This is a genomic window from Polyangium mundeleinium (assembly GCF_028369105.1).
In the GTDB taxonomy this organism is placed as follows: Bacteria; Myxococcota_A; Polyangia; order Polyangiales; family Polyangiaceae; genus Polyangium; species Polyangium mundeleinium.
In genome coordinates this window covers 4,469,597-4,492,015 of sequence record NZ_JAQNDO010000001.1, presented here as the reverse complement: position 1 = coordinate 4,492,015, position 22,419 = coordinate 4,469,597, and the positions used below count along the sequence as shown (strand labels likewise).

General features: G+C 64.1%; 17 protein-coding genes and 1 pseudogene. 9 read left to right on the top strand and 9 right to left on the bottom strand.

What is annotated here, in order from left to right; translation table 11 throughout:
* Positions 1–206: 206 nt before the first annotated feature.
* Positions 207–662, top strand: a complete 456-nt coding sequence (locus POL67_RS17925; RefSeq protein ID WP_271918591.1) for a MerR family transcriptional regulator — start codon at positions 207–209, stop codon at positions 660–662.
* 69 nt (positions 663–731) lie between these two features.
* On the top strand, positions 732–2,945 hold the full coding sequence (locus POL67_RS17920; RefSeq protein WP_271918590.1) for a ParB/RepB/Spo0J family partition protein: 2,214 nt from the start codon (positions 732–734) through the stop codon (positions 2,943–2,945).
* 460 nt (positions 2,946–3,405) lie between these two features.
* Here the strand turns inward: POL67_RS17920 and POL67_RS53655 are convergent, their stop codons facing one another.
* The 3 genes and pseudogenes from POL67_RS53655 to POL67_RS17910 form a co-directional block, all read right to left on the bottom strand.
* Positions 3,406–4,155 carry an HNH endonuclease domain-containing protein gene (locus POL67_RS53655; RefSeq protein ID WP_271918589.1) on the bottom strand — a complete coding sequence of 250 codons (750 nt, stop codon included), beginning with the start codon at positions 4,153–4,155 and terminating at the stop codon, positions 3,406–3,408.
* A 14-nt stretch (positions 4,156–4,169) separates the two neighbouring features.
* Positions 4,170–4,469 (bottom strand): annotated as a pseudogene (locus POL67_RS54535) (DUF8808 domain-containing protein); the annotation flags it as partial.
* Positions 4,470–4,539: 70 nt separating this feature from the next.
* Entirely contained in the window at positions 4,540–5,088 is a 549-nt protein-coding gene (locus POL67_RS17910) for a hypothetical protein (protein ID WP_271918588.1), read from the bottom strand.
* A gap of 26 nt (positions 5,089–5,114) precedes the next feature.
* Between POL67_RS17910 and POL67_RS17905 the strand changes: the two genes are divergently transcribed.
* Positions 5,115–6,032: an HNH endonuclease gene (locus POL67_RS17905; RefSeq protein ID WP_271918587.1), complete on the top strand. Its 918-nt coding sequence runs from the start codon at positions 5,115–5,117 to the stop codon at positions 6,030–6,032.
* Between the two features lie 131 nt (positions 6,033–6,163).
* Here POL67_RS17905 and POL67_RS53650 read toward each other — a convergent pair whose 3' ends face one another.
* The 3 genes from POL67_RS53650 to POL67_RS17890 form a co-directional block, all read right to left on the bottom strand.
* A complete protein-coding gene (locus POL67_RS53650) occupies positions 6,164–7,054 on the bottom strand; it encodes an HNH endonuclease (RefSeq protein WP_271918586.1) in 891 nt (296 codons plus the stop codon).
* 266 nt (positions 7,055–7,320) lie between these two features.
* Positions 7,321–8,847, bottom strand: a complete 1,527-nt coding sequence (locus POL67_RS17895; protein ID WP_271918585.1) for a hypothetical protein — start codon at positions 8,845–8,847, stop codon at positions 7,321–7,323.
* A gap of 10 nt (positions 8,848–8,857) precedes the next feature.
* Positions 8,858–9,256 (bottom strand): PAAR domain-containing protein, encoded by a 399-nt coding sequence (locus tag POL67_RS17890; protein WP_271918584.1) that lies wholly within the window; start codon positions 9,254–9,256, stop codon positions 8,858–8,860.
* A 127-nt stretch (positions 9,257–9,383) separates the two neighbouring features.
* On the opposite strand from POL67_RS17890, the gene tssI reads away from it, so the two are divergent.
* From tssI to POL67_RS17870, 4 genes are all read left to right on the top strand, one after another.
* Positions 9,384–12,077 (top strand): type VI secretion system tip protein TssI/VgrG, encoded by a 2,694-nt coding sequence (tssI, locus tag POL67_RS17885; RefSeq protein WP_271918583.1) that lies wholly within the window; start codon positions 9,384–9,386, stop codon positions 12,075–12,077.
* Positions 12,078–12,101: 24 nt separating this feature from the next.
* A complete protein-coding gene (locus POL67_RS17880) occupies positions 12,102–13,337 on the top strand; it encodes an aegerolysin family protein (protein WP_271918582.1) in 1,236 nt (411 codons plus the stop codon).
* A 175-nt stretch (positions 13,338–13,512) separates the two neighbouring features.
* Positions 13,513–14,763, top strand: coding sequence for a hypothetical protein (locus POL67_RS17875; protein WP_271918581.1), 1,251 nt, complete (start codon positions 13,513–13,515; stop codon positions 14,761–14,763).
* Positions 14,764–15,546: 783 nt separating this feature from the next.
* Positions 15,547–16,626 (top strand): helix-turn-helix transcriptional regulator, encoded by a 1,080-nt coding sequence (locus tag POL67_RS17870; protein WP_271918580.1) that lies wholly within the window; start codon positions 15,547–15,549, stop codon positions 16,624–16,626.
* A 4-nt stretch (positions 16,627–16,630) separates the two neighbouring features.
* Here the strand turns inward: POL67_RS17870 and POL67_RS17865 are convergent, their stop codons facing one another.
* The gene (locus POL67_RS17865) at positions 16,631–17,281 is read right to left on the bottom strand and encodes a hypothetical protein (protein ID WP_271918579.1); all 651 of its coding nucleotides are present in this window, start codon (positions 17,279–17,281) and stop codon (positions 16,631–16,633) included.
* Between the two features lie 41 nt (positions 17,282–17,322).
* The gene (locus POL67_RS17860; protein ID WP_271918578.1) at positions 17,323–18,075 is read right to left on the bottom strand and encodes a GNAT family N-acetyltransferase; all 753 of its coding nucleotides are present in this window, start codon (positions 18,073–18,075) and stop codon (positions 17,323–17,325) included.
* Between the two features lie 381 nt (positions 18,076–18,456).
* Here POL67_RS17860 and POL67_RS17855 point away from each other — a divergent pair, with 381 nt between their 5' ends.
* The gene (locus POL67_RS17855) at positions 18,457–20,085 is read left to right on the top strand and encodes an NB-ARC domain-containing protein (RefSeq protein WP_271918577.1); all 1,629 of its coding nucleotides are present in this window, start codon (positions 18,457–18,459) and stop codon (positions 20,083–20,085) included.
* The gene (locus POL67_RS17850; protein WP_271918576.1) at positions 20,082–21,488 is read left to right on the top strand and encodes a tetratricopeptide repeat protein; all 1,407 of its coding nucleotides are present in this window, start codon (positions 20,082–20,084) and stop codon (positions 21,486–21,488) included. The genes POL67_RS17855 and POL67_RS17850 overlap by 4 nt, the downstream gene beginning before the upstream one ends.
* Positions 21,489–21,517: 29 nt before the next feature.
* On the opposite strand, the gene POL67_RS17845 is transcribed toward POL67_RS17850, so the two are convergent.
* Positions 21,518–21,922 (bottom strand): hypothetical protein, encoded by a 405-nt coding sequence (locus POL67_RS17845; protein WP_271918575.1) that lies wholly within the window; start codon positions 21,920–21,922, stop codon positions 21,518–21,520.
* Positions 21,923–22,419 lie beyond the last annotated feature (497 nt).

Genomic DNA, 22,419 nt, shown 5'->3' with positions numbered 1-22,419 from the left:
CCGGTGCCTCTGACCCACATCTGCACGTCGTGGGAACCGTCCGTGTCCCTTCCGAAAAGTTCAGCCTTTCCAAGTGGGTAGAGGAGGAGAACCTGCGTGGGCACTACTGTCAGTGCGGGTGCGGACGGAAAATCCGGGTGCTGCCGTGGCACCATGCCCGAGGGATCCCGCGCTACCTTCCGGCCCACAACCCCAGTGCCATGACCATGGAGACCGCTAGGTACCGGGCGAACGGGTACCTCACAGCGGCCGATGTCGCTCGGCAGCTCGGGATAGGGACGACGACCCTGCGACGGCTGGAGGGCAAGCTCTTCGATCCGGTAGCTCGGCGGGGTACTCGCAAGATCCGCCTCTTCACCCCCGAGCAGGTGAAGAGCATCCGGGAGACGCTCAAGGAGAAGACGCGCTTGTTCTCCGACACGGAGCTCATCCCGCTCCAGGAAGTGGCCCGTCAGGCCGGCTGCGCGGAAAGCACGCTCCGCAGGTTCAAGGGGAAGGAGCTGCCCCCAGGTCAGCTACTGGCGCATCCGCGCAAGACCTGGGGGTTCACGCCCGAGGAGGTGCCGCAGATCGTGGCGTGGGTGAAGAAGCGCATCAGGGCGAGACGACGGCGCCGGAACTTGAGTCGCGACGAGCTCGTGAAGTCGCCCGATGTAACTTGATGATCAGTCTCTCGGTTCTGTAGCGGGCAACTGCACTGTACGCAGGTACGAACCCCGCGGAAAACCAACATGATGCCCAATAAGCAAAAGCTGAGCGCACGGAATGGGACGAACACGGAAGAGGTCCGCGAGATCTCGCTCGTCAAGATCGTCGTACCCAAGCACCGGGCCCGACGGCTCCGCAACGTGACGCCGCTCGTTGCATCGATCGCGCAGGCCGGCCTCATCGAGCCGATTGTCGTGCGTCGTCTACAGGACGGGCGCCTCGTCCTCGTTTGCGGCGCGCACCGGCTCGAAGCCCATCGGCAGCTCGGCCGTGACACGATCCTCGCGCGCATCATCGAGGTGTCCGATCTTCAGGCCGAGCTCATGGAGCTCGACGAAAACCTGATGCGGACCGAGCTCACGATGCTCGAGCGTGGGGAACACATGCTGCGGCGGAAGGACATCCACGAGCAACTCTACCCCGAGACGAAGCACGGCGGCGCGCCTGGAAAGAAGGGTGGTGGCAAGAAGGCGAAAGACGCGACGGTCGCGTCCTTCGCCGAGGACACCGCCGCGAAGACGGGCCTCTCCATCCGGACCATCCAGGAAGACGTGAAGATCGCGCGGCTCGGCGACGACACGAAGAAGGCTATCCGCGGCACGCCGCTCGAGGACCAGAAGCGCGTGCTCCTGCAGATCACCCGGATCGCGCCGGAGAAGCAGGCGGCCGTCGCCGAGGCGGTTGCCTCGGGGCAATGCCGCACCGTGAAGCAGGCTGTTATCGAGCTCGGCGTGAAGGAGACGCCCCAGCCTCGCCACCCACGCAGCGGCATCGCATCCCTCGTACGCGGCGTGGTCGAGCCCCTCTTGGACGCCAAGAAGCGCTTGGCACGCCTCGCGGCGGGCCTGGACACAGCGAGCGCGCAGGAGGCGCGGGCGTTGGGCGAGGAGATCTCTGCGATCGAGAAGAAGCTCAGCGCGCTTGCAACCTCGGTCGAGGCGCGCACTGCGGCGACCCGCGACGCACAGGTGCAGGGGCAGCGAGAGCTACCGCCGCAGCGTCCAGACACGTCTCGCGTCGATGTCCTCGCTGCCGTTCAGGCCCTGTTCGAGCTCGAGAGCGAGGGAATCTTGAAGGCGCCGCCGATGACAGCCGTGGACGCGCTTTTCATGGCCCCCAGCGGCGGGCAGGCGTTCCACCGGCAGCTCGCGGAGGTGAAGGCACTGATCGCTCGACGCACGTCGAGCGCTTCGCGCACCCCGAGCCTTGGGAGAGGCACCATACCCGCGAACGACGTTTTAGCCCGGGACGACGGCAAGCTCCTCCCCTGGCCGACGTTCATCGCGATCCAGAGCTACCTGGAGCGGTGCAAGCCGACGCTGGAGCGGCTCTACACCTTGTACGCGGCGCTGCGCGAGGAGGACCCCAGAAACGCGCGGATCTACAAGAAACTCGACCGCTTCTTCAAGAACGGCGGCAGCGCGCTCGCCGACGACGGCTACATCCATTACCTCAAGGCACACTGCGCCGATCCGCAATCGTATCAGACTGCCCTACAAGCGATGGGCCAGGAGATGACCGCGTACCTCCAGGCAATGAACCGCTCTGCTGATAAGGTATTGCAGGGCATGGGGCGTCCCATCACGAAGCGAGGTTCAGCGCCCGCAGCGAAACCGGCTCACGCCGCAGTTCTCGCTTCGACACAGCCTCCCAAGCAACCCGCAGCAGCCGCCCCCCCGGTTGCGAGCCCTCAAGCTCTCCCGACCCCTACACCAGCACCTGCTGCCAGTACGCAGGTATTGCAGCCGGCGGTTCCGGTTACGGTGAAATCCTGCGCGGAACCAGACAGGCCACATAAGCGCCCCTCGCAAGAACAGATCGAGGAGGTGGTATCGCAGCTTCTTGATGACTTGCAGAGCGGGCGCTTGCGCCGTCCGTTTGAGGCCGAGATGGCCATTCGGCAGAAGAATTGGTCCGAGGTCGATAAGAACAAGGCGCACACATTGTTCGTCGCGAAGCTTGGTAAATTGCCGACGTCTCCGCGCCTCACATCACAACCACAATCTACTCCTGCCCCGTCGGTCATGGGGACGGCGGTTTCAGGTATCACCAGTGAACCCGTGCAACTTCCGACCAGCACATCCGCGCTGCCTGCAACCTCTACAGCGAGTATCCAGCCGACACCAAGCATGAGCGACGTCTCAAAAACCTTAATGTCGGTAGAGTCAGTGTCGCTACGGCGTGCCTGGGCACTGACATTGGCTGCCCCCTCGCTTAAGAGCACGGGATCGGGATAAATGACGACGACCGGCGCGAGCTTGTACTGGGTCGCCGGGGATCCCCAGACGCTCTTGGGTACGCGCGTAGCCTGCGGAGGTTGCGAGTGGCATCGTTCTCAAAAGCCCGCTCACCAGCGGCTGAGCCATTCGAGCAGCCGCGACCAGCCCGGCAAGCGCCAAAATCGGCAGCGCGATCCAACCGATGATCATCGCCCAGCCCCGGCGCAGTGACCGGCCGTCGTGGTCCTCGCACGCGAGGCAGATCGCCCAGACCTTCATGCCGCCCTCCGTGAGCACGCAGCAGTCGCCGCACACGGGCGCATGGCAGCGGACACATAGACCGGCCGCCTCGGCGACACAGCGCACGCAGCGGCCCATGGCGCCCTCACCTCCATCGGGGATCATGAGGCCGCCAGACACTCGTGCAGAAGGTTGCGGAGGCACCCGATCCGGTATCGCACGGGCATTTTCCTGCGCATCAAAGCCTCATCCCCTGCAGTCCCAGCCATCTCCGGTCAAGCGGTACGCTCTTCGCCCCCATCGTCCACACGTGCACCCCGGCCGCTGCAGCCTGCCCGTAGGCCCATGAGGTCACTCTCCAAGAGGCTTGCAGGTCGTGCAAAACCCCGACCTCATCGAACGCGGCGCCAAGCTCCGTCCCCTGCTCGACGTTCCGATCGCACCAGCGGTGAAGGTGCTTGTAGGCGGCAAGGCGGTCCTTCTTCGCGGCGTTGCAGCTCGCGTGGGCGAGGACGAAGTTGTGGCCGAGGTCGACGGGGTAGAACGACCAGGGCACGAAGTGGTCGACCTCCACGCGGCTCTGCAACGCGCCCTCGCAGTAGAAGCAGCGGCCCTCCTGGAAGTCGAACAGGACGGGGCGAGCGGCCGAGAGATCTGCGCGTTCTGAGCCGAACATGAACTCGTCGAGGTCGACGGTCTGCCCGAGCAGAGGCTGGTTCTCTCTCAGCCCCCGCACGAAGCGCACCCACGCGCCGCGCACGAGATCTTGGATCAGCTCGTGGTAGCGGCGAAAGCAGAAGGCCACGCCCGCCTTCAGCTCGATCTTGTCGTCGCCTACCATCTCGTTCGCGTACAGGAACTCGAGCTGGCGGCCTCCGATCGTCTGGAGCTTCCGGAGCGGCTGCTCCTTGATCGTGCGCTTGACCTTCGCGAGCAGGGACTGCCACACGCGCGGTCGTTCTTCGCTCGGCTCAGAGATCCATCGCACCTTGCGCGGATCTCCTCGATCGCGCGGATGACGGCGGCCTGCCGATCCGTGTTCTGCTTTAGGACCGCGCTCTTCTCCGACCCGAGCGCCTGGTAAGGCGTCGCCTGCCGCCAGTAGTAGTCCACGAACTTCGCGGCGATCGCCTCGATGCTCACGCGCATCGGAGCTCCACTGTCATCCCCCTTCTCGACGGAGATGTCGGCGAGGGCGAGCAAGAGCGCGAACTTGTACGTGGCGGCGAAGCCGCCCTGAGCGAGCAGGGTCTGGAGCTGCAGCAGGAACTTCACCTGCTCGTCGGAGCTCGGCGCGGGCATGCGGCACGGCATCTTGCTACCGCAGGGCTCGCGCGTGAACTGGTCTTGAGCCCGACGTCGTCGAGATCGACTACCGGCTCGTTCGAAGCCGGCCAGCCTGCGCCCGCCGCCGTCTCACGAGCGCCACGGCGAGGAGCTGTCCGAGCGCGCCGCCGATGTACGACCCGATGTGCACACGCCACACCCTCACGAACGCCGATGCGCGCTCTGAGCCGGCGAGCACCTCCGCGACGGCGCGCTGATCCCATGGATCGAGGTCGATCGGCGATGCTCCAAGCATCAGCGCGATGACAGCGGCCGTCACCATCGGAACGGCAGCGAAGCCCAGCAGCCTCGGCAAGGGAAGCCGCTGCGGTAGCCGCTGCGAGGGCTCGTTGCCAAACCGAAGGGCCATGCCTGCGAGCACACCCAGCGGCCACGACGCCTTCGCCGCGAGCATCGTCACCGCCCACCGGAACGCGCGCGGATCGCTCGCGAGGTTCTTGCCGGTGAGGAAGTACTCGGGCGAGATCGTTGCTGTCACGTGGTCGTGGGCGATGCCGTAGGCGAGCGCGAGGCTTGTCGTCGAGACAAGGAGGATGGCATCGTCTCGACCAAACTGCGGAAGCTCGAACATCACGCCGCCCTCATGTATCATTCAGCCCCATGGACGGCTTCCTCGCCGTCACAGACCCGGGCTGGTACGAGCGCCTCTCGCGGGAGGCGGGGCCTCGTGACGCCAACTTCTGGCGGCCCTCCACGCGACGCTTCAACCTGGCGATCGGCACGCCCTTCCTCTTCAAGCTCAAGGCGCCCTACCACGCGATCGCTGGGTACGGCTTCTTCGCCGGCTTCTCGGTCCTGCCCGACTGGCTCGCGTGGGAGACGTTCGGTGAGGCGAACGGCGTCGACAACCTGGAGGCGCTCCGCGACCGTCTGCGCCGCATCCAGGTGGGTGCTCGCATCGAGGCTGATCCCGTCGGCCAGATCGGCTGCTGCCTGATCGCCGAGGCCCGTTTCTTCCCCCAACACGCGTGGGTCACGCCGCCGCACGACTGGTCGCCTCGTATCCAGACCGGCGCGACGTACGACCTCGCCGCGGGTGAGGGGCTACGCGTATGGCAGGAGTGCCTGGCGCGCGCGCCCGCTACACCCGACGTTCTCACCGCGACGATGGACAAGCCCCGCTACGGCAAGCCCAGCCTCTACCTGCCCCGGCTGGGCCAGGGCATCTTCCGCGTTCAGGTCCTCGAAGCGTACGGCCGCGCCTGCTCGGTAACGGGCGAGCACTCGCTACCTGTGCTCGAGGCGGCCCACATCCGGCCCTACGCACGTGGAGGAGACCATGACGTGAAGAACGGCCTCACCCTTCGCACGGACATCCACCGGCTGTTCGATCGCGGCTACGTCACCGTGGACGAGGGCAACCGCTTCGTCGTCGGTCGCCGCCTCAAAGACCACTTCGAGAACGGCCGCTCCTACTACGGCCTGCACGGTCGTGAGCTCGACCTGCCTGCACAGCCAACCATGCGGCCCTCGCGCGAAGCACTCGCGTGGCACCGCGAGCAGGTGTTCATGGGCTGAAGCGGTGCTGACTCCCCGTATGGCGCTCACTCCAACGTGAGTCTGCAGCGCTCGACGTCGTTTGTTCTCAAACATCTATTGGCTGGGCAAGCCTTTGAGCCCAGGAATGAGATCACTTGCCGCGCCGACGATCACGCCGCGAGCACGATCTTCCGCCGGAGGAACTCGGGGTCCGGCCGCAGGTGCTCCTGCTTCGGCAGCAAGATCTCCCGCCCGTCGAAGTCCAAGATCATCCGCGCCGTCGCCTCGCTCTCTGCGTGGTAGAGCCGATCGCGCTGCACCTCGACGCGGTACTGCTCCGTGACCAGCACGAGGTTCTGATCGTAGGCCCGGTGATGCGTCGGGCACATGGCGAGCCCGTTGCGCACCTCTGGCACCCCTTCGGGGAGGCGGTCCGGCACGATGTGGGCTGCGTCGAGAAGAGGGCGCTCTCGCAGCTCGCAGATGCAGCAGCGCTGGGCGTAGGCCGTCAGGATCTCGCGACGGAAGTGGGCCTGGTGCAGCCGTGCCTTCACGATCGTCTCGGCATACGCCTTGGAAAACGGCGTCGGTACAGGGGCTGGGATGCCCGCGACCTCAAGCTGCGCAGCCGCGAGATCAAGGCGCACCTTCCGAGCGACATCATCGAACCCCCGGAGCACCACGGGCGCGAAGACCATGTACTCGGGCCGCGGCTTCGCCTTCACCTGGCGAAGAAGGATGACGGCCTTGCCCTGAGCCGCGATCCGCTTGAGCCCATCGTTCTCGAACTCGCGCGACGTAGGCGCGTAGTCGTAGAGCACCACGTCGCCCTCAAGGTGCTCGTCCTCGTATGACGAGGCGAGGGTCGAGAGCAGCGTGAGGGGCCCGTCGGTCAGCTCCTTCGGCTTGAACACCCCCTGCGGCCCGACGAGCTTGATCCACTGCCCGCGGAACGGAAATCCTCGCGCGAGCTCCTCGTAGGGCACAGCCTCGCCCCACCGCAGGCTGAGCAGCCGGCAGTGCCGGATCGCGGCCTCCCGGATCGCGAGGTTGTCATCCACGAGGTAGCTCCAGGCTCTCCGAAGACAAGCTCGCCGGCAAGCCTCACGACTGGTCGAACGCCACGCGCCTTGGGTTCTAGTTCAGCTGCCCAGGGTGGGCTGGCTCGGGTGCGGACTCGACCGTGATCCGCCACCGGCCGCGCCGCACTGGTCATGGAGATGTCCCGGCGCCGCAGCGGTTTCCACCCCACCCCTAACCACGCTACATCCTTCGCTTCTCGTCCCCGTGGTCCAGATCCAAGCGATGTCTTTGAAAAGGCCCAGGATCATCTTCGTGGCGGGCGTTGCCTCGACAGCCTCTCGTAGTGCGCCCGGTAGGCCTTGTTCCAGGCCGCCCGCGCCCCGGGGCTTGCTGCTACTTGTTCGCGGTATTGCTGGTCAAGTTGCGCCTTCTGCTCGGACGTGACGCTGTACCGGGCAAGGACTTCGGCCTCCTGCCCTGGGTGCAGCGCGAGTTCCAGCGTGAGCGCGGCGTGCTGTTCGAGAGTGAGCAACAGACGCGGCCGTTCCTGCATCGGAGCAGTCGACGTAGTGCCCTCCGCGCACCCACCCACAGGTGCCGCCGCTGCGAAGGGCAAGGCGTCTCCCCTGGGCAACGCCAGCACCGGCGACGTTTGCTCGAGCCCGCCCGCCACCCAAGGGGTGCCTGCAGCGGCCGGAGCGGTCGGACCCTGCTTGGCGGGCCCTGTGCCTGCCACGAAGGGCATCACCGGGGCGCGCAGGACATCGACAGCGACGGAGGTCCCCGCGAGGCCGCGAGGCGCAGCTTCTGGCTCAGGTGGCGGTGCTGAAGCCACAGCCGGTGGCGATGCCTCCTTGAAGGGCAACGCTGGGCCGCGCGGTACGATTACCACGGGTCTGGTCGCGTCGAGGCCTGGTTCCTCCCCTCGCTCTGCTGCCCCTTGCCCCGCCACAAACGGCAGCACCGGGCCTCGTGGGATGTCGAGCGCGAGAGACGTCTCGGCAAGCGCATGGAGTGCACGGGGAGCGTCACTCTTGCCGGCCACGTCTGCGAATGGCAACGCAGCACCGCGCCGAAGGTCGAGCACTGGTGCCGTCCCGGTGAGCGATGCGGCAGCCCTTGCAGGCTTAGGTTCGACGACTGTGCTCATGACCTCGCTTCCTGCCGGCTTGAAGGACATAACCGGCCCGTGCGGCACGGGCACCACCGGCGCTGTCGTGTGCAGGTCGGGGGACATGTTCCCCGGCGGGGCGACAACGGGGTTCTCCGTCTTGAGCGCGTCGTGGACCAGCCTATCAGAGGGCGGCGCCACCCCCTCGGCCGACGGCTTCGTCCGCACCGGCGCCATGCGCGAAGGCCGCAGCACCGGCAGCCCTACCGAGATCTCCACGACTGGTCGTAAGTCCTGCTTCCGCAGTTCACCGATCCGCTTGGCAAGAGCCGGCTCTTGGTCGATGCGTGCAGCCCAGCGGCGCTGGAGCCGGGATAGATCGTTCACCCCGAGCCCTTGTGCCTTGAGCAGCTCGAACGGCTGCACATGCGCCTCGAGCGTGGCCAGGAAGCTCACCCAGGCACCGATGTCGTCCCCGATTGGCTCGACGGGCCGGTCAAGCCAGTCTTCGGCATGCGCGAGCTCTTCCGCGTACAAGTCGAGTAGCTTCTGGTCCCCAGCGATGCGCTGCTTCCAAGCAAGATCGGCCCGCGTGAAGGCAGAGGGCTCGATCCCTTCCACCTCGAGGACATCCTCAAGCATGAACCCCTCGGTGACCGCAGCCTTGATCGCGGCGTACTGCGCGAGGGACACGCCGTAGATCGCCGCCTCTGCCGCCATCGCGCTCCTCCTAGTCCCCGATCAGCACGGTTCCCGCGGCGATCACACTCCCGTTCGGTGCGTCCGCAGGATCGTTGCAGGTGAGCGCGGGATCTCCGAGGTGCGCGGCCGGCTTGTTGTTGATGAGCACGGCCCTGCTACCGAGCTGGACTCGGGCCTGGTTCGAGGGTGGCTTCTGGAAGGTGCCGCCCGCAGGCACATGAGCGGGGGCGTTCTGGGCCGTGCTGCCTTGCATCGCAGCCGGTTTGTTCTCCATGAACACATCCGCGCTCAGGCTCGCGGAGAGAGCCCCCTCAAAGGGCATCGGCACGGGCGTGAGCAGCGGCCCGCCCGGGGATGGGACCACCACGACGTGCGTGTCGATCCCGATGATCTTGTCGCCCTGCTTCGCCGCCGGCTTGCCACCCACGTCCCTGATCTTACCTCCTTCGCGCGGCAGCATAGGCGCTCTTCGATCGCGAGGATCCGCGACCTTCCACGCCGGTGCGCTCGTGGGCTAGCCTTGCTCTGATCCGCCCCCCCAGACGAGCACCTACATGTCCATCTCCGCGTTCCGTGGCGCCTCGCCTGCCCAGGGCGAGAGCCAATTCCAGCTCTCTGTCGACCTGCCTCAGGCACGCGCGTTCGAAGTCGTCTCCTTCCGTGGCCGGGAGGAGATGTCGAAGCCGTTTTGTTTTGACGTACTCATCCTCGCCCCACCGGACGCCGACCTGCAGGATCTGCTCCTTGGTCAGCCCGCTGCTCTGACCATCGCCGTGCCTGACCGCGCACCTCGCCTCGTGCGCGGCATCGTCGCCTCGGTCGAGCCCCAAAGCCCAGCCGCCGTGCAGGGCTATGCCGCCTACCAAGTCCGCCTCGTCCCACGTCTCTGGCTGCTGCGACACCGCGTCACAAGCCGCATCTTTCAAGAGCGTACGGTCCCCGAGATCGTCTCCTCCCTCCTTGGCGAAGCGAACATCGCTGCGAGCTTCAAGCTCAGCCGCGCCTACCCCCGCCGCGCGTACTGCGTGCAGTACCAGGAGTCCGATCTCGCGTTCATCCGGCGCCTCCTCGCCGAGGAGGGCATCTTCTACTTCTTCGAGAACCTTGGGGCCGAGAGGGAGACGGTCATCTTCGGTGACAGCCCCGAAGCCTACCCTGCGATCGTGGAGGGAGCTCCACATGGGCTCGACGTGACTGGCGCCTTCGTTCTCTCGAAGGTCAGCCAGGTTCTGGCTCCCCGTCTTCGCGTCCGCGATCGCGGAGGGATGAGCCCGACGGAGGATGACGTCTTCCACTTCTCGCTGCGGCGCACGATTCGCCCTGGCGCCGTTCTTCTCCGCGACTACGACTTCCGCCGCCCCCAACTCGATCTCAAGGCAGAAGCCGTGACCGAAGGGGGCGATGCTGCTCTTCGCGTCTACAGGCATCGTGGCGAGTACGACGAAGCCGAAGTAGCTCCTGCTGGAGCGCGCACACAGCTTGAACAACATCGCCGCTCTGCCGTGGTTGGAGAAGGACAAACGGCCTGTCGTCGCCTTCTCCCCGGGCACCGGTTTCGCCTCGCGGCCGACTCCGCCCCGAAGCTCGCAGGGGAGTACGTGGTGACGCGCGTGGAGCACGAGGGCCATGCGCCCGCATTTGCGAAGCCAGGAAGCGACGCCTACACAGCACGCTTCACGTGCGTCCCCGCCGACGTCTCCTTCCGGCCCAAGCGCCTACGCCGAGCCCTGCGCCAGGTGCTCGAGTCAGCCACCGTCGTCGGGCCCCTGAACGAGGAGATCCACGTCGACGCGCTCGGGCGCATCAAGGTGCAGTTTCACTGGGATCTCCACGGCCAGCACAACGAGCACTCCTCTTGCTGGATCCGCGTCGTCCAGGGGTGGGCGGGCGCGTCATGGGGCCTGCAGTTCATCCCGCGGGTCGGCATGGAGGTCATGGTTAGCTTCCTCGGCGGCGACCAGGACTGCCCCGTCATCGTCGGCTGCGTGTACAACGCGACCCACCCCGTGCCCTTCATGCTCCCGGCCGAGAAGACACGGAGCGGCATCCGGACGAACAGCACCCCTGGGGGCGGAGGGTTCAACGAGCTATCCTTCGAGGACCGGCACGGTGGTGAGCTGATCTATCTCCACGCACAGCGGGATCTTCAGGAAGAGGTGCTTCACGATCGCATCACCACGATCGGACACAACGAAACGAGCACGATCACAGGCAACCAGAGCCTGATGATCAGTGGCAACCGGTCAGATGCTGTCGCCGGAGACCAGACCGTCGCCATCGCGAAAAGCTCCTTCGAGCGGATCGGGGACGCGCTTCGGACCGAAGTCGGCAAGAGTCGGTGGCTCACCGTTCACGGTGAGGATCACGAGTTCGTCAAGCGGAGCCGTACCACAACCATCGAAGGCCTCTTCAGCATTCAGGCCGGCGGGCTTGGTCTGACCATTGGCAGCGGGGATGCTCCGCAGACCGCCGACATCTTCTCCTGGGGCGACTGTTCGGTCGGTGCAGGCCGCACGATCCGCCTGACGGCACAGGATCGACTCGTCCTCCAGTGCGGCGATAGTGCCATCGAATTGAACCGGAACCAGGTCACGATCCGCTCCGGCAAACTCGCGTTCGAGGGCACCGAGTCGGTGACCGTGGCCGGCAAGGGGCCCTCGCTCGTGCTCGGCGAGGAGGCGGAGATCGTGAGCAAGGCCGTCCGCATCGTCTCCTCGAAGGCGAGCCTCGTGCTCGAGGAAGATGCACGGCTCGACGGGGTGCAGGTCAAGCTCAATTGCAAGGGCATTTCGGAGATCGCGGAGAACCCCGATGGAACGCCGCTCGAGACGCAGCGGCTCTCGCTGAAGCTCACCGATCCCGACTTCGTGCCCTACGCGAACAAGGAATACATGCTCACCGCCGGTGGCGTGGCGTTCGAGGGTTCGACAGGCCCAGAGGGCCAGCTCGAGCTGGACATTCCGAAGCATGCCGACGCTGCACAGGTGGTTCTCTTCGTCGATGGCCGTCCGACGGGGAAAATGCTTCGGTACAACGTCGCGCTGCGCGACCTCCCGGAGGCCACGAGCGTGCGGGGCGCGCAAACCCGCCTCAAGAACCTCGGTTACTTTTGGGGTGAGATCGGGGACGAGCTCGACGTGGATGCCGCGCGCGCGTTGCGCGAGTTCCAGGAGGACCACGGGATCGAACCAACCGGCAGGCTGGACAGCCAGACGGCTGCAAAGCTCTCGGAAGTGCACGGGCACTGAAGCGCCCGAGGAGCAGGGATCGCGATGGCAGCGCGCAGCGTCAAGTGCATCTTCATCAACGACAGCGATCAGCGTCTCCGGCTGAAGCAGGCGGCCACTCTGGATCACGGGATCTGGAGCACCGGCGCTGACAAGCGCGAGCAGCAGCCACCCCGAGAAGTCAGCCCTGGTGGTCGAGCGACATGGGAGTCCGAATCGAACGGCTTCATGACCGGCACCGAGGGGCGGGCCATTTACGAGGCCGACAGCGGCACGACACTCGAGCTCTGGTGGGACAATCCCTTCATCGGAGACAACAAGTACAGCGTCACCGTGCGCCCCGAAGGCGGCCACGGGGGTGTTTATAGCGGCGGGGAAGGCGACAACGCGACCGTCACGTACACGTTCAAGAGCCAGAAGCAGGTCGCGGCTCCTGGGCCGGTAGCCCCTGCGCGGAATGCCCCTCCCCCCGCGGATGCGGCGCTGAACGTGCAGGCGACGTGCGGCAGACCTGTACACGTCTCACCGCCGCCGGACAGTAAGGACGTCATGATCGTACCAAAGAAGGGCACCTTCAAGACATCTTCCCACGAGGGCGAACTGATGCTGGCCAACTACCGCTTCGCCCAGCAATGGCTCGCTGCCGATCCGAAGCATCGCAAAGTCCTCGAAATTGCGCTGGGCGCGATGTGGTCGGACTTCGAAAAGATCATGGTCGAGGCCGCGAAGATTGCCAGGGGCAAGGAGATCATCCTGATGACTGGCCACGGAGGAGCCCTGGGCCACCGGGGCTTCGCCGAATCGACGCTCGATACGGTTCCGGAGCTGGGCGGCGTGAGCGAGCACAAGCACACCATCGACGCTCAAAAGATTATCGAAATCCAGAACGTGGCGAAGCTGGAAGGGGACAAGCTCGTACCCATTCCACCGAACGCGCAATCGATGGTTGATTCCTACGATCCCCAGAAGTTTCTGGGTTTGGTGAAGATCGGCCGAGCGTTCAGGGAGTATGGCGTGGCGCGCTTCACGGGGCTCACGTGCAACGTGGGCAAGGATCGAAAATTCGGCTATGCCATGGCCAACCTGCTTCAAGCCGAATTCCGCGCATATCAGAATCTTGTGGCCTCACAGCAAGTGCTGGGGCTCATCCAAATATGGATCGTCGATGACGAGTCGAACCCAAGCGCCAACCAGCCCGAGCACAACGGTGACAAAACCCACCCCAGCTTCCGTGAGATCCCGACGCACGGCCAGAAGCTCTTTCAGCCCAACTGCCCGTGACTCGTTTGCGTTCGGGCTCCTCTTCGCCGCATTCTTTTCGGGCTGCTCGGGCACGACTTCGGCGACGCCGGTTCCCGCACCGGAAGCACCTCCCGCGCCATCCTGCCGCCCGTCCGTTCTGTATGGCCCTGCGCTGGACGGAGAGGACGAGCAGGGGTACCGGCAGAGCTTCTGTGTGCACCTCGGAGTCGACGCCGACGATCGCATCGTCTTCGCCGGCACGAGTGCGGGGAGGAACACGGTGGCGGGCAAGACATTCGTCGGCTCGTACGGAGGGGAGCTGTCGCCTGGAGGGGGTGTCACGCTGCTGGAGACGCTTCCGGCCCGTCGCGTCAAAGATGTCGCGACAGCGTCTGGCGCGCGGGGGTTCGCGATCCTCGGCGACATGGGACCGCTGGAAGAAAAGCCTCCTCCCCCGGAGATCAGCTTGGGTGGGCGCCAATTGCCCCGCGGGGATTACGTTGCGCGCTTCAACACGGCGTCAGCCGTAACCTGGGTCCAGCCGCTCGAGGGACGAGCGGAGCTGGCGAGCATCGCGATGGACGGGGCGGGCAACGTCTTTGCCGTCGGAATTGTGCCTCCGCGCGAGACGTCGTCCACGGTCGCCGTGCTCAAGTACAATGCGCGTGGTGCATTGAAGTGGGAAAAGCGATTGTCAGGATCGATTGGAGGTTCAAGTCCGTCTCGCGACGATTCCAACGATCGCAATATCGTTGTCCACGGAGACAACCTGTACCTGTGGATCCGCTCGAGCGAAGAAGGCCATCCGGCAAGCGGTGATCTCGTGAAACTAGGGACTGATGGCACGGAACAGTGGCGTCGGACCATCGTCGAAATCACAGGCGGCTCGAACGCTGCGCTCTCCGCCCCGCACCTCGCCGCAGATCAGGAGGGCAATTTGTATGCAGCCACGACCTTCAACGGGACCATCCGGCTAGCAGATGGGACCGTCCTCGAGGACCGCACTCAGCGCTTCCACGAGTTCGGCGGCACTGGGTTGCTGATGAAGGCAGATCTGAACGGCAAACTGCTATTTGCTCGTTCGATCGCTACCAGCGATAAGGGGATGTTCGTGGATGGCCTGACTGTCGATGGCAACGACCGGCCTTGGGTCATCGGCGGCTTCTTGGACTTCGTCTACCTTGGGACGCTGCGGATGGACAAGCCCTCGACCGCGGGAGTCCCTGATGCCTGGACCCCCGCCTTCCTGGCGGGTTTCGATCAGCATGGGCGCGAACGGCAGCTCCTCCCGCTTGCCTGGGGTGCGGGCCGTGCGCTCGTGGCGAGGTCGAAAGACCTGCTTCTGACCCTCAGCTACCGCGGCGACCTTCTCATGAAGAACGTCGTGGGCGGGCGGCGCTTCGAGAACAACTACACCTGTGTCGTGCTGCGGGTGCCGACCGAGATGGGCGAGGGTTGCAGGTAGGCCCAGCGTGAGCAGAGCATCATGATCCGACGTGCAGTACGCGGGTTCGAGCGTCGAGCGGGGTACGCACGGTCGTGCACCCGTCCAAGCGGCGTGCGCCGGCTACTTTGCAGGGGTTCCGGCTGCCGCGGGCGATGCGGGCGGTGGCATGACGTATGCCGCTCCTCTCGTCATCGTCCCATCGCACGTAGATGTCCCTGCGCACGCGCGAAAAACGCTACAGAGGAGCGCCCACCGCGAGCGCCAGGCGTGAGTCCCACGCTCGACGAAGTTGCGATCGAGCACGCGCAGCAGCCGGCCGACCTTCCCCAATGAACGCGAGATCCAGCTCGGCGCGGCCGCTGTGAGATGTCCTCTCTCCCGAGATCTTCGCTCAAGCCGTTGATGCGGCTACCATCGACCGCAACGGATGCCCTCACGACGACACTCTACCTCCCGGTCGGCCAAGCTGAACTGGACATGATCATCGCCAGCGGTGAGCGCCGCTTCCCGCCGCGCCTGGTGGCTCAACCCATTTTCTACCCTGTCTGCAACAAAGAGTACGCCGTGCAGCTCGCAGCTCGGTGGAACACCGCCAACAGTAAGGCAGATTACGCAACCACAGTTCTCCGTGCACTCGGATTCCTGGCCAAGTACGACGGGGAGCGTGCACTTGCTCGATCACACCACCTATCATCGCCCCCATCGGGCGTCGCTTGTAATGCTTTCTTCAAGTCCGTCTAGGAATTGGTGACGAGGAGCCAGCACCACCAACCATAACATGAAACAAGGAGCTCACGAGACATGGCATCATCCGATCAGCACGGAGCTTCCGAGCGGAAGCTGGTGAATGAAATCATCGAGTGCCTGACCTCGTCGCTCGACGTGCAGAACGTCATGGACGGCGTCTTCCCTGTACTTGCGAAGCTCCTATCCTCGGATCAGGCGGCGCTCTGCGTCTCGAACGCGACCGCTCCCGGTGGATATGACTGGTCGATGGTCGATTTTCCGCTGGATTGGTTCAGCGATTATGCGCAATTGGAGCCTCATGATTTCATAAAATCAAGCGTAATGGCGCAACCGAACAAGGTCCTCATCGACACCGAGATGTGCTCGCGGAGAGACATCGAAGCCAATCTCATGTATCGACGGGCTCTCGAGGTGGGAATGCCGGTCCAACAAGCCATGGCGGTGATGCTGGACTACAAGACGAGCTGGCACGCAGGGATCACGTTCTACCGCAGCCGCCGCAGACCTTTTTCAGAGGGAAATCGGAAATCATTTCAGCGTATCGTACCGGTGTTCGCCAACGCGCTCCGCAACTGCAAACTCTTCGCGGAGGTCCAGGGGAGGACGGCGCTCCTCGACGAGTTGCTTCGGCTCGACCGCCGGGAGACCATTCTCATGGCGTCGCCGACGGTCGAGCTCGAACGTTCGCCTGGCGCCAGCTCGCTCATCGCCCGTTGGTTCGCTCCGGAAGAGCTGGGCCGAGGCGCCCTGCCTCTCGTGATTGCCAACGCATTGGAGGGGGAAATCCGTTGCCATGGGCGTCTGAGCGTGTCACCGGAAATACCAGCGAGAAGGCGGCCTTCTGGGGTCGAACTCCAGATTTGCGTCGTGCCTGTTCCCCGAAAGGCGAACCATACTGCGTGGGCGGTTGTCATGCGCGAGGTCCATCTCGTGCCGGAGTGCTGGCACCGGATCTTGACGCCGCGAGAGGTCGAGGTCGCGTCTCGCGTCGCCCTCGGTTGGGACAACCGCCTAATCGCGGATGATTTGCGCTGCTCGGTCCTGACCGTCAAGAAGCACGTCCAGCACATCCTCGACAAACTGGGTACGGACCGACGCGGTATCTTGCAGCGCCGAGCAGCGGAGGGCAGGTGATTTGCTATGCGAGCGGCGCGCTCGTGGGATCCTCGGCGAAGATCTGAGGGTACAAGACGACCGTCATGTAAGCGATCGAGATGTCCCGCTCGATTTCAATCGAATCCGTGATGGAGCCGAGGTACTCGCGGCTCTCTTTGCAGTGGCTCTCGGTGTCGAGCTCGACGTGCAGCTCGAGGAACTCGACAGGAAAGCCGCTTTCCACCAGAGACTCGAGGAGGGCGGGCCCAAGGAGAGCGGCTTGGGATGAGACGATGTGCCCGATCACGGCGATGCCCGACTCGGGGCCGTGAGAAGACACCTCCCGCATCCATTTGATGAGCGTCTGCGTCTCGAACGAAGGCTGAGCGCGAACCGGCGGCGCCCCCTTGAGCGACGTGAGGTCATTGAGCGCGAGCGCATCGTGCCCCTCCTCTTCTTTGGCCTGATTGCGGAGATAATCTACATAATCGGCGTCTCGCCCATTTCTCTCCGCGCGATTGGCCGCAATCCTGTAGCACGGGCTGACCTCCGGCACATAATGGACCAGTGGGGTGAGGAGCTTCGCGTAATCTTCCGGGCTACCGTCGCGTCGCATGATCCTGCGAATGCGAGGGGTCTGCATCAGCTCCGTGGAAAGTCGTTTCGTCAAGCCGTCGATGATGTAAAGAAGCATGAATCGTCTCCTTTCCTGTCAATCTTTCTCGATCCAGATCCCTACCGACGAAACCTCGCCAGCACATCGGGGACGTAGGCGAAGAAAGGCATGGCGTACCGACCGATCTCGGCCTCGAAATACGGGCGCCCGACGAACACGGCGCCCAAGCTGGCGTCTGCGATGACGGCGGCGGGGACCCTCCTTGCCATGCCGAGTTGCGCGGAGTGGCGCTCGAAAGGGGTTTTGAAGAAGGGACGCGAAGACCGCGTGGGCCGCTCGGCCGCCTTCATCTTGACGCGGACATCGCGTCGAACATACCCCCGGCGATCGAGCTGCAGATAGATGTCGTTGGCTTCGCGCTCATCATCGGTGTCCATGGAGGCAGCCGATTGCCACACCGTCACGCCGCGCTTCAGGCTCTCCTTGCACATCACCCTGCAGAGGTTCGAGGCGACACCCTCGCCTCGCGACGACGCCTCCACGAAGAGGCGCCCCACCTCGCCCCGCTTTTGCCCCTTGTATCGGGAGCCGGCAGAGTCGAAATCGATGACGAACCTGTCATCGAGCGGGATGTCTTGCTCGTTGGCCCTTTCGCCTTGAGAGACAAGCCTGACGAATCCGACGATGCCCGTTTTCTTGCGCGCGATGAATTGCAGGGTCCTCGCGAGGCAATCGTACCGATCGATCTCCATTCCGGAGCACGGATCATCCACGATGGGGTACCCCTCGACGTGTTTGAATGCGTGCAACCGATTGCGGAAGACCCTGAAGAGCTCCTTCTTTGATTCTGCAGTCGAGACAGTAATGGCCATGGCTAAGACCTTTCTGTTCGCACAACGCAAAGCCTCGCCGCTCGCGCAGCGGACGTCTTCGCGCCAGGTCAAGCCGGCTGCGTCGGGGAGAGCACGGCCACGGGGACGCACGCCCCTTTGAGCAGCGCTGCCACCCGCGGCCAGCCAGCGTCGACGAGCGCTTAGTGCAGCCTACATGCCAGCCGCCTTTTGACGTAAATTCAGTTAGATACGAGCGCCCGTTCGGGTTCTGGAGGGCTGAACTTCCTGCTCGTTCCTGGTGCTTCCTGGTACTTCCAGGGTCGCGCGTTGCAGAAGCGCTCACCGGCAGATGGCGTTTGTCGGGTAGGCTTCTCGGTGGTACGGTCACCGAGGGCGCTGCGGGCGCCGCTGGAACGACGCATGGCCGCATCGAAGAAACTCCGTCACAGTCCGAGGGGCGCAACGCTACCTTCGCTGCTCGACCTGCTTCACTGGCTCGAGCACACGTGGACCCAGGATGCCGGTGCGATCAAGCTGGAGCTGAACAACGAGCACGTCGAAGAGTTGCCCGAATGGATAGAGGTACTCACGCGCGAGTGGCGAAGAGCGTCGGATGACGGCAAAACATTGCCCGCAGATCTATTGACGAACTTCTACCTCGACCGGGTGCAAGCTTATCTGGCGATGCGATTGACACACCCCCGCGAGCTTTTGCCCCAGCTTTGCGTCGCCTGGATGTGGGCGAGAGGCTGGACCCCCACGGACCCCTTGTCCGAGAACGATGCCGGCCTCACGGGCTTCAGTATTAAACATGTCATTGATAACATCTTGACCCCCGCTGAAGCCTTGCGCCCCCAATTTCAGCCGAATTTCCCGTCGCTCTGGAAAAGCCTACGTGCTCCACAGTCTCCGTCGCTTCACGTCCCGCCCTGGCGCGCTCCGCCGGTACCGACTGCGCCGATGGCCGCTCGATCGCCCACGCAGGACGCATTCGATCCTGGTCGCCCGAAGCCGCCCATCATGGCGCCGTCGCGCCAAAATCGCCCCATGTTCGGCCGGGATGATGACCTCAAATGGCTCTTCGACAAGCTCGAGATCCGAAAACCGGAGGCGAGGGACGTCCCTCCGGTGGCCGTGCGCGGGCTTGGCGGGATCGGAAAAACAACCCTGGCGATGGCGCTTGCTCACCACGAAGAGCTTCAGCGCGTGCTTCACGACGGCGTGCTATGGGCTGCGCTCGGACCTCGACCCAACATCCGCGAATGTCTGAACGCGTGGGGCCATGCCCTCAATGTAGATCTCCTGCCGGTGCACGAGGAGACGGAGTGTCGGGATCGCTTGAGGATGGCGCTTTATCATCGCAAGGCGCTCCTCGTGATCGACGACATCTGGGATGTCACACATGGCCGCTACTTCGAAGTGGCGGGCCCCTGGTGTCGATTTCTTGTTACAACACGAGAGCCACCCGTGGCGAACTCGCTCGCAACAATGGAGCGCACGAGGCTGCTGGATGTTTTGCAGCCGGAGGCTGCGCTCGAGGTACTCCGACGACTTGCGCCGGACGTCGTGAACGGCGACGAGCCGACCGCCAAGGAGTTGTGTAAACGAATGGAGCGCCTGCCTCTCGCGTTGACCCTGGCCGGCCTCTACCTCGCCAAGGAGAACGCAGTGCCAGGCCGCATGAAGATGCTTCTCGGCGAGCTCATCGCCAGCGGAGACAAGCGGATAAACCTACCCCAAGATGAGCAAAGACTCGGCCTTCCTAACAACGAACCGGTGACGCTTGGAGCGATACTTGGTTTGAGCGTCAAGAAATTGAGCCCTGAAGATCAGGCTCGGTTCGCCCTGCTGTCGTCGTTTCCGAGCGAGCCGGTGACGTGGGAGTCGAAGGCTGCGGCACACCTATGGGAATGCTCGCTGCAGAGCGCTGAAGCGACGATCTCACAGATGGCCCAGCGCGGCCTTGTCGAACCGATCGGCGAACGCTACTGGATGCACGCGCTCCTTGTCGACTATGCACGGTCGATGAATCAGGTGCCGGGCGTATGACGCCCCAAGAGCGGCATGCAGCCAGGCGCATGGCCGAATACTGCATCATCCAAGCTGCCCAGCACGATGGTGATCAGGCTTGGTTTCACGACTCGCACGCGTTCATAGAACACTATTGGAAATTCGTTAGTACGGAGAGCGATGACCCGACGCTCGTGCTCGAGTATGTTCGTACGTTTTATCGCTTTCAGGCGTTGGCCGGATTGTACAAGGAGATTCTCGAGTGGAGTCTCAAAGGCGCCGAGGCAGCGCAGACGCTCGGCGATACGGGGAGCCTGGCCGTCATCCTCGGGCGCATCGGATCGGTCCGGGCCGATCTAGGTGATCTTTCGCAGGCCATCGATCACCACGAGAAGGAGGCCCATCTGATGCGAGAGATTGGCAATCGCGTCGGCGAGGCAGGCGCCCTTATCAGCCTCGGCGCCGACTATTATCGCCTGAGTGATTACTCGCGCGCCATCGAATCGTGCGAGCGCGGAATAGACCTCGCACGGGAGGTGGGAGACAGTGAGTTGGAGGCTAACGGCCTCAACAACCTGTGCCTCGTCCTGATCGAGCGGGGTGAGCTCGACAATGCCAGCGGGCTCTATGCACAGATCCTGGACCTCGATCGGGCGCGCCGAGACCGTATGGGTGAAGCGAGCACGCTCGGGAACCTCGCGGGGCTCTTCATGCGCCGGGGGGACTATTATCGCGCAGCCGAGCACTATTGGCAGGCGATCCAGATGTCCGGGGAGATCGGCGACCGGACGATTGAGTTGAAAGCTACGCTGGGGCTCGGGGTAGCCTACATTCGGCTCGAGGAACTCCGATCCGCAGCGAATTTGTTTGAAAGAGCCCTCGATCTCGCGCGTGAGGTGGGAGACATCAGGAGCGCGGGAGAGGCGCAGGGAAACCTCGGCGTGATCTTCAAGAACCTCGGCGACCTGAACAAGGCAAAGTATTACTTATTGGAACGCCTCCACCTCGCTCGCAAGACTGGCAACAAGAAGGGCGAGGGCATTACGCTCGCTAATCTCGGTGCCGTCCATCGCGATCGTGGCGAGCTCCAGAGCGCTATACCTTATTTCGAGCAAGCGATCGCCGTTGCCGAGTCGATAGGCGAACGCACCGCGGAAACGAAGCGGAAGAGCTCTCTCGGGGACATCTACCGGCAGCTCGGGGAGCCTGGGCGCGCCATCGAACTTTATCAAGACGCGCTGGTCGTGCTCCGCGCCCTCGGGGATCACCGAGGTGAAGCGAGCGCCCTGTGGAGCATCGGACTCGCGCACGAAGGCGCAGGTCGATACGAGGATGCTGTCCGGTGGATGCAGGGGACAATCAGCGCGGAGCGCAGTGCCGGTGATACGAGCTCAGCTGAAGAGCACGAGCGAGCGCTGCAAGAGTTGCTGGCGAAGATCTAGGCATTACCGCGCGAGGGCCTGCCGAACCCTCAATACACGCTGACAGTGAAGTTCTTGAGCGCCACGCCGCCCGTTTGACCCTTCACCACGCCGGCTTTGTAACCCGTTGACCAGCTCGGGGTGCATTGAAACGCGACCTGGCTCGAAGAGTAGCTGATCATGGTCACGCCCGCACACTGATCGACCCAAAAGGCCGTCGTCGCCGGGAGACACGATCCGACGACATAGAACGTGGTCTTCTGGTTGAGCTTTGCGCTGATGGGAGTGACGTACGAGACATAAGGCGTGCAAAGCGCCTCGCTGGCCTCCGCCAATTCTTCATTCTCGGCCGCCATATCGAGCTCATCCCCCTCGCCGGGCTCGGTCTCCGCCACGCAAGCCGTCAAGCCCACCCCGAGTGCGAGCGCGAGCACATTCATCCAATTGCGATTCATGGGTCCTCCTGTCGGTATTCCCAGGCAAATCGGTGCGATCCCGAGGCGCGGCCACACTGTGCGCCGCTTTTACCGAGATCGACTAGCCTGTGGTGCTAGTAAGATGCTTCCGCGCGACGTTTTGCGGAATACTCCCGAGGGAGTATGCCGTCCATACAACTATCTGCGGGTGGCCCCGGGCGCGACGTGCCCTCTGCTGCGCGCGGTGGTCCCGCGACTGCGCGGGCGATGGGCAGACGGAGCGCCTCCAGCTAGGTCTTCGAAGCTCCGGAAGGCGCAGGGGTACGTAGCACTGCCGCGGGGCCGTCTTGTTTCGGGAGAGGCAATACAGCCGATGATCATGGCCGCGACTACCGCCCCCATCGAGCGCATCAAGCAGCTCTCCCGTACCGACCCGTCACAGCCCGCGTCTATCGAGTTCGGGCCGCACGAAATCGCAGCGGCGCTCCTGATGTAGCGGAAGTACAAGAAGCGAAGCGAGGTGATCCAACTCGATG

Excerpts from the sequence above, each read along its gene's own strand:
- POL67_RS17925 (WP_271918591.1), top strand. The coding sequence starts at position 207 with ATGGAGACCGCTAGGTACCGGGCGAACGGGTACCTCACAGCGGCCGAT.
- POL67_RS17920 (WP_271918590.1), top strand. The coding sequence starts at position 732 with ATGATGCCCAATAAGCAAAAGCTGAGCGCACGGAATGGGACGAACACG.
- POL67_RS17905 (WP_271918587.1), top strand. The coding sequence starts at position 5,115 with ATGGACGGCTTCCTCGCCGTCACAGACCCGGGCTGGTACGAGCGCCTC.
- POL67_RS17895 (WP_271918585.1), bottom strand. The coding sequence starts at position 8,847 with ATGGCGGCAGAGGCGGCGATCTACGGCGTGTCCCTCGCGCAGTACGCC.
- tssI (WP_271918583.1), top strand. The coding sequence starts at position 9,384 with ATGTCCATCTCCGCGTTCCGTGGCGCCTCGCCTGCCCAGGGCGAGAGC.
- POL67_RS17880 (WP_271918582.1), top strand. The coding sequence starts at position 12,102 with ATGGCAGCGCGCAGCGTCAAGTGCATCTTCATCAACGACAGCGATCAG.
- POL67_RS17870 (WP_271918580.1), top strand. The coding sequence starts at position 15,547 with ATGGCATCATCCGATCAGCACGGAGCTTCCGAGCGGAAGCTGGTGAAT.
- POL67_RS17865 (WP_271918579.1), bottom strand. The coding sequence starts at position 17,281 with ATGCTTCTTTACATCATCGACGGCTTGACGAAACGACTTTCCACGGAG.
- POL67_RS17860 (WP_271918578.1), bottom strand. The coding sequence starts at position 18,075 with ATGGCCATTACTGTCTCGACTGCAGAATCAAAGAAGGAGCTCTTCAGG.
- POL67_RS17855 (WP_271918577.1), top strand. The coding sequence starts at position 18,457 with ATGGCCGCATCGAAGAAACTCCGTCACAGTCCGAGGGGCGCAACGCTA.
- POL67_RS17850 (WP_271918576.1), top strand. The coding sequence starts at position 20,082 with ATGACGCCCCAAGAGCGGCATGCAGCCAGGCGCATGGCCGAATACTGC.
- POL67_RS17845 (WP_271918575.1), bottom strand. The coding sequence starts at position 21,922 with ATGAATCGCAATTGGATGAATGTGCTCGCGCTCGCACTCGGGGTGGGC.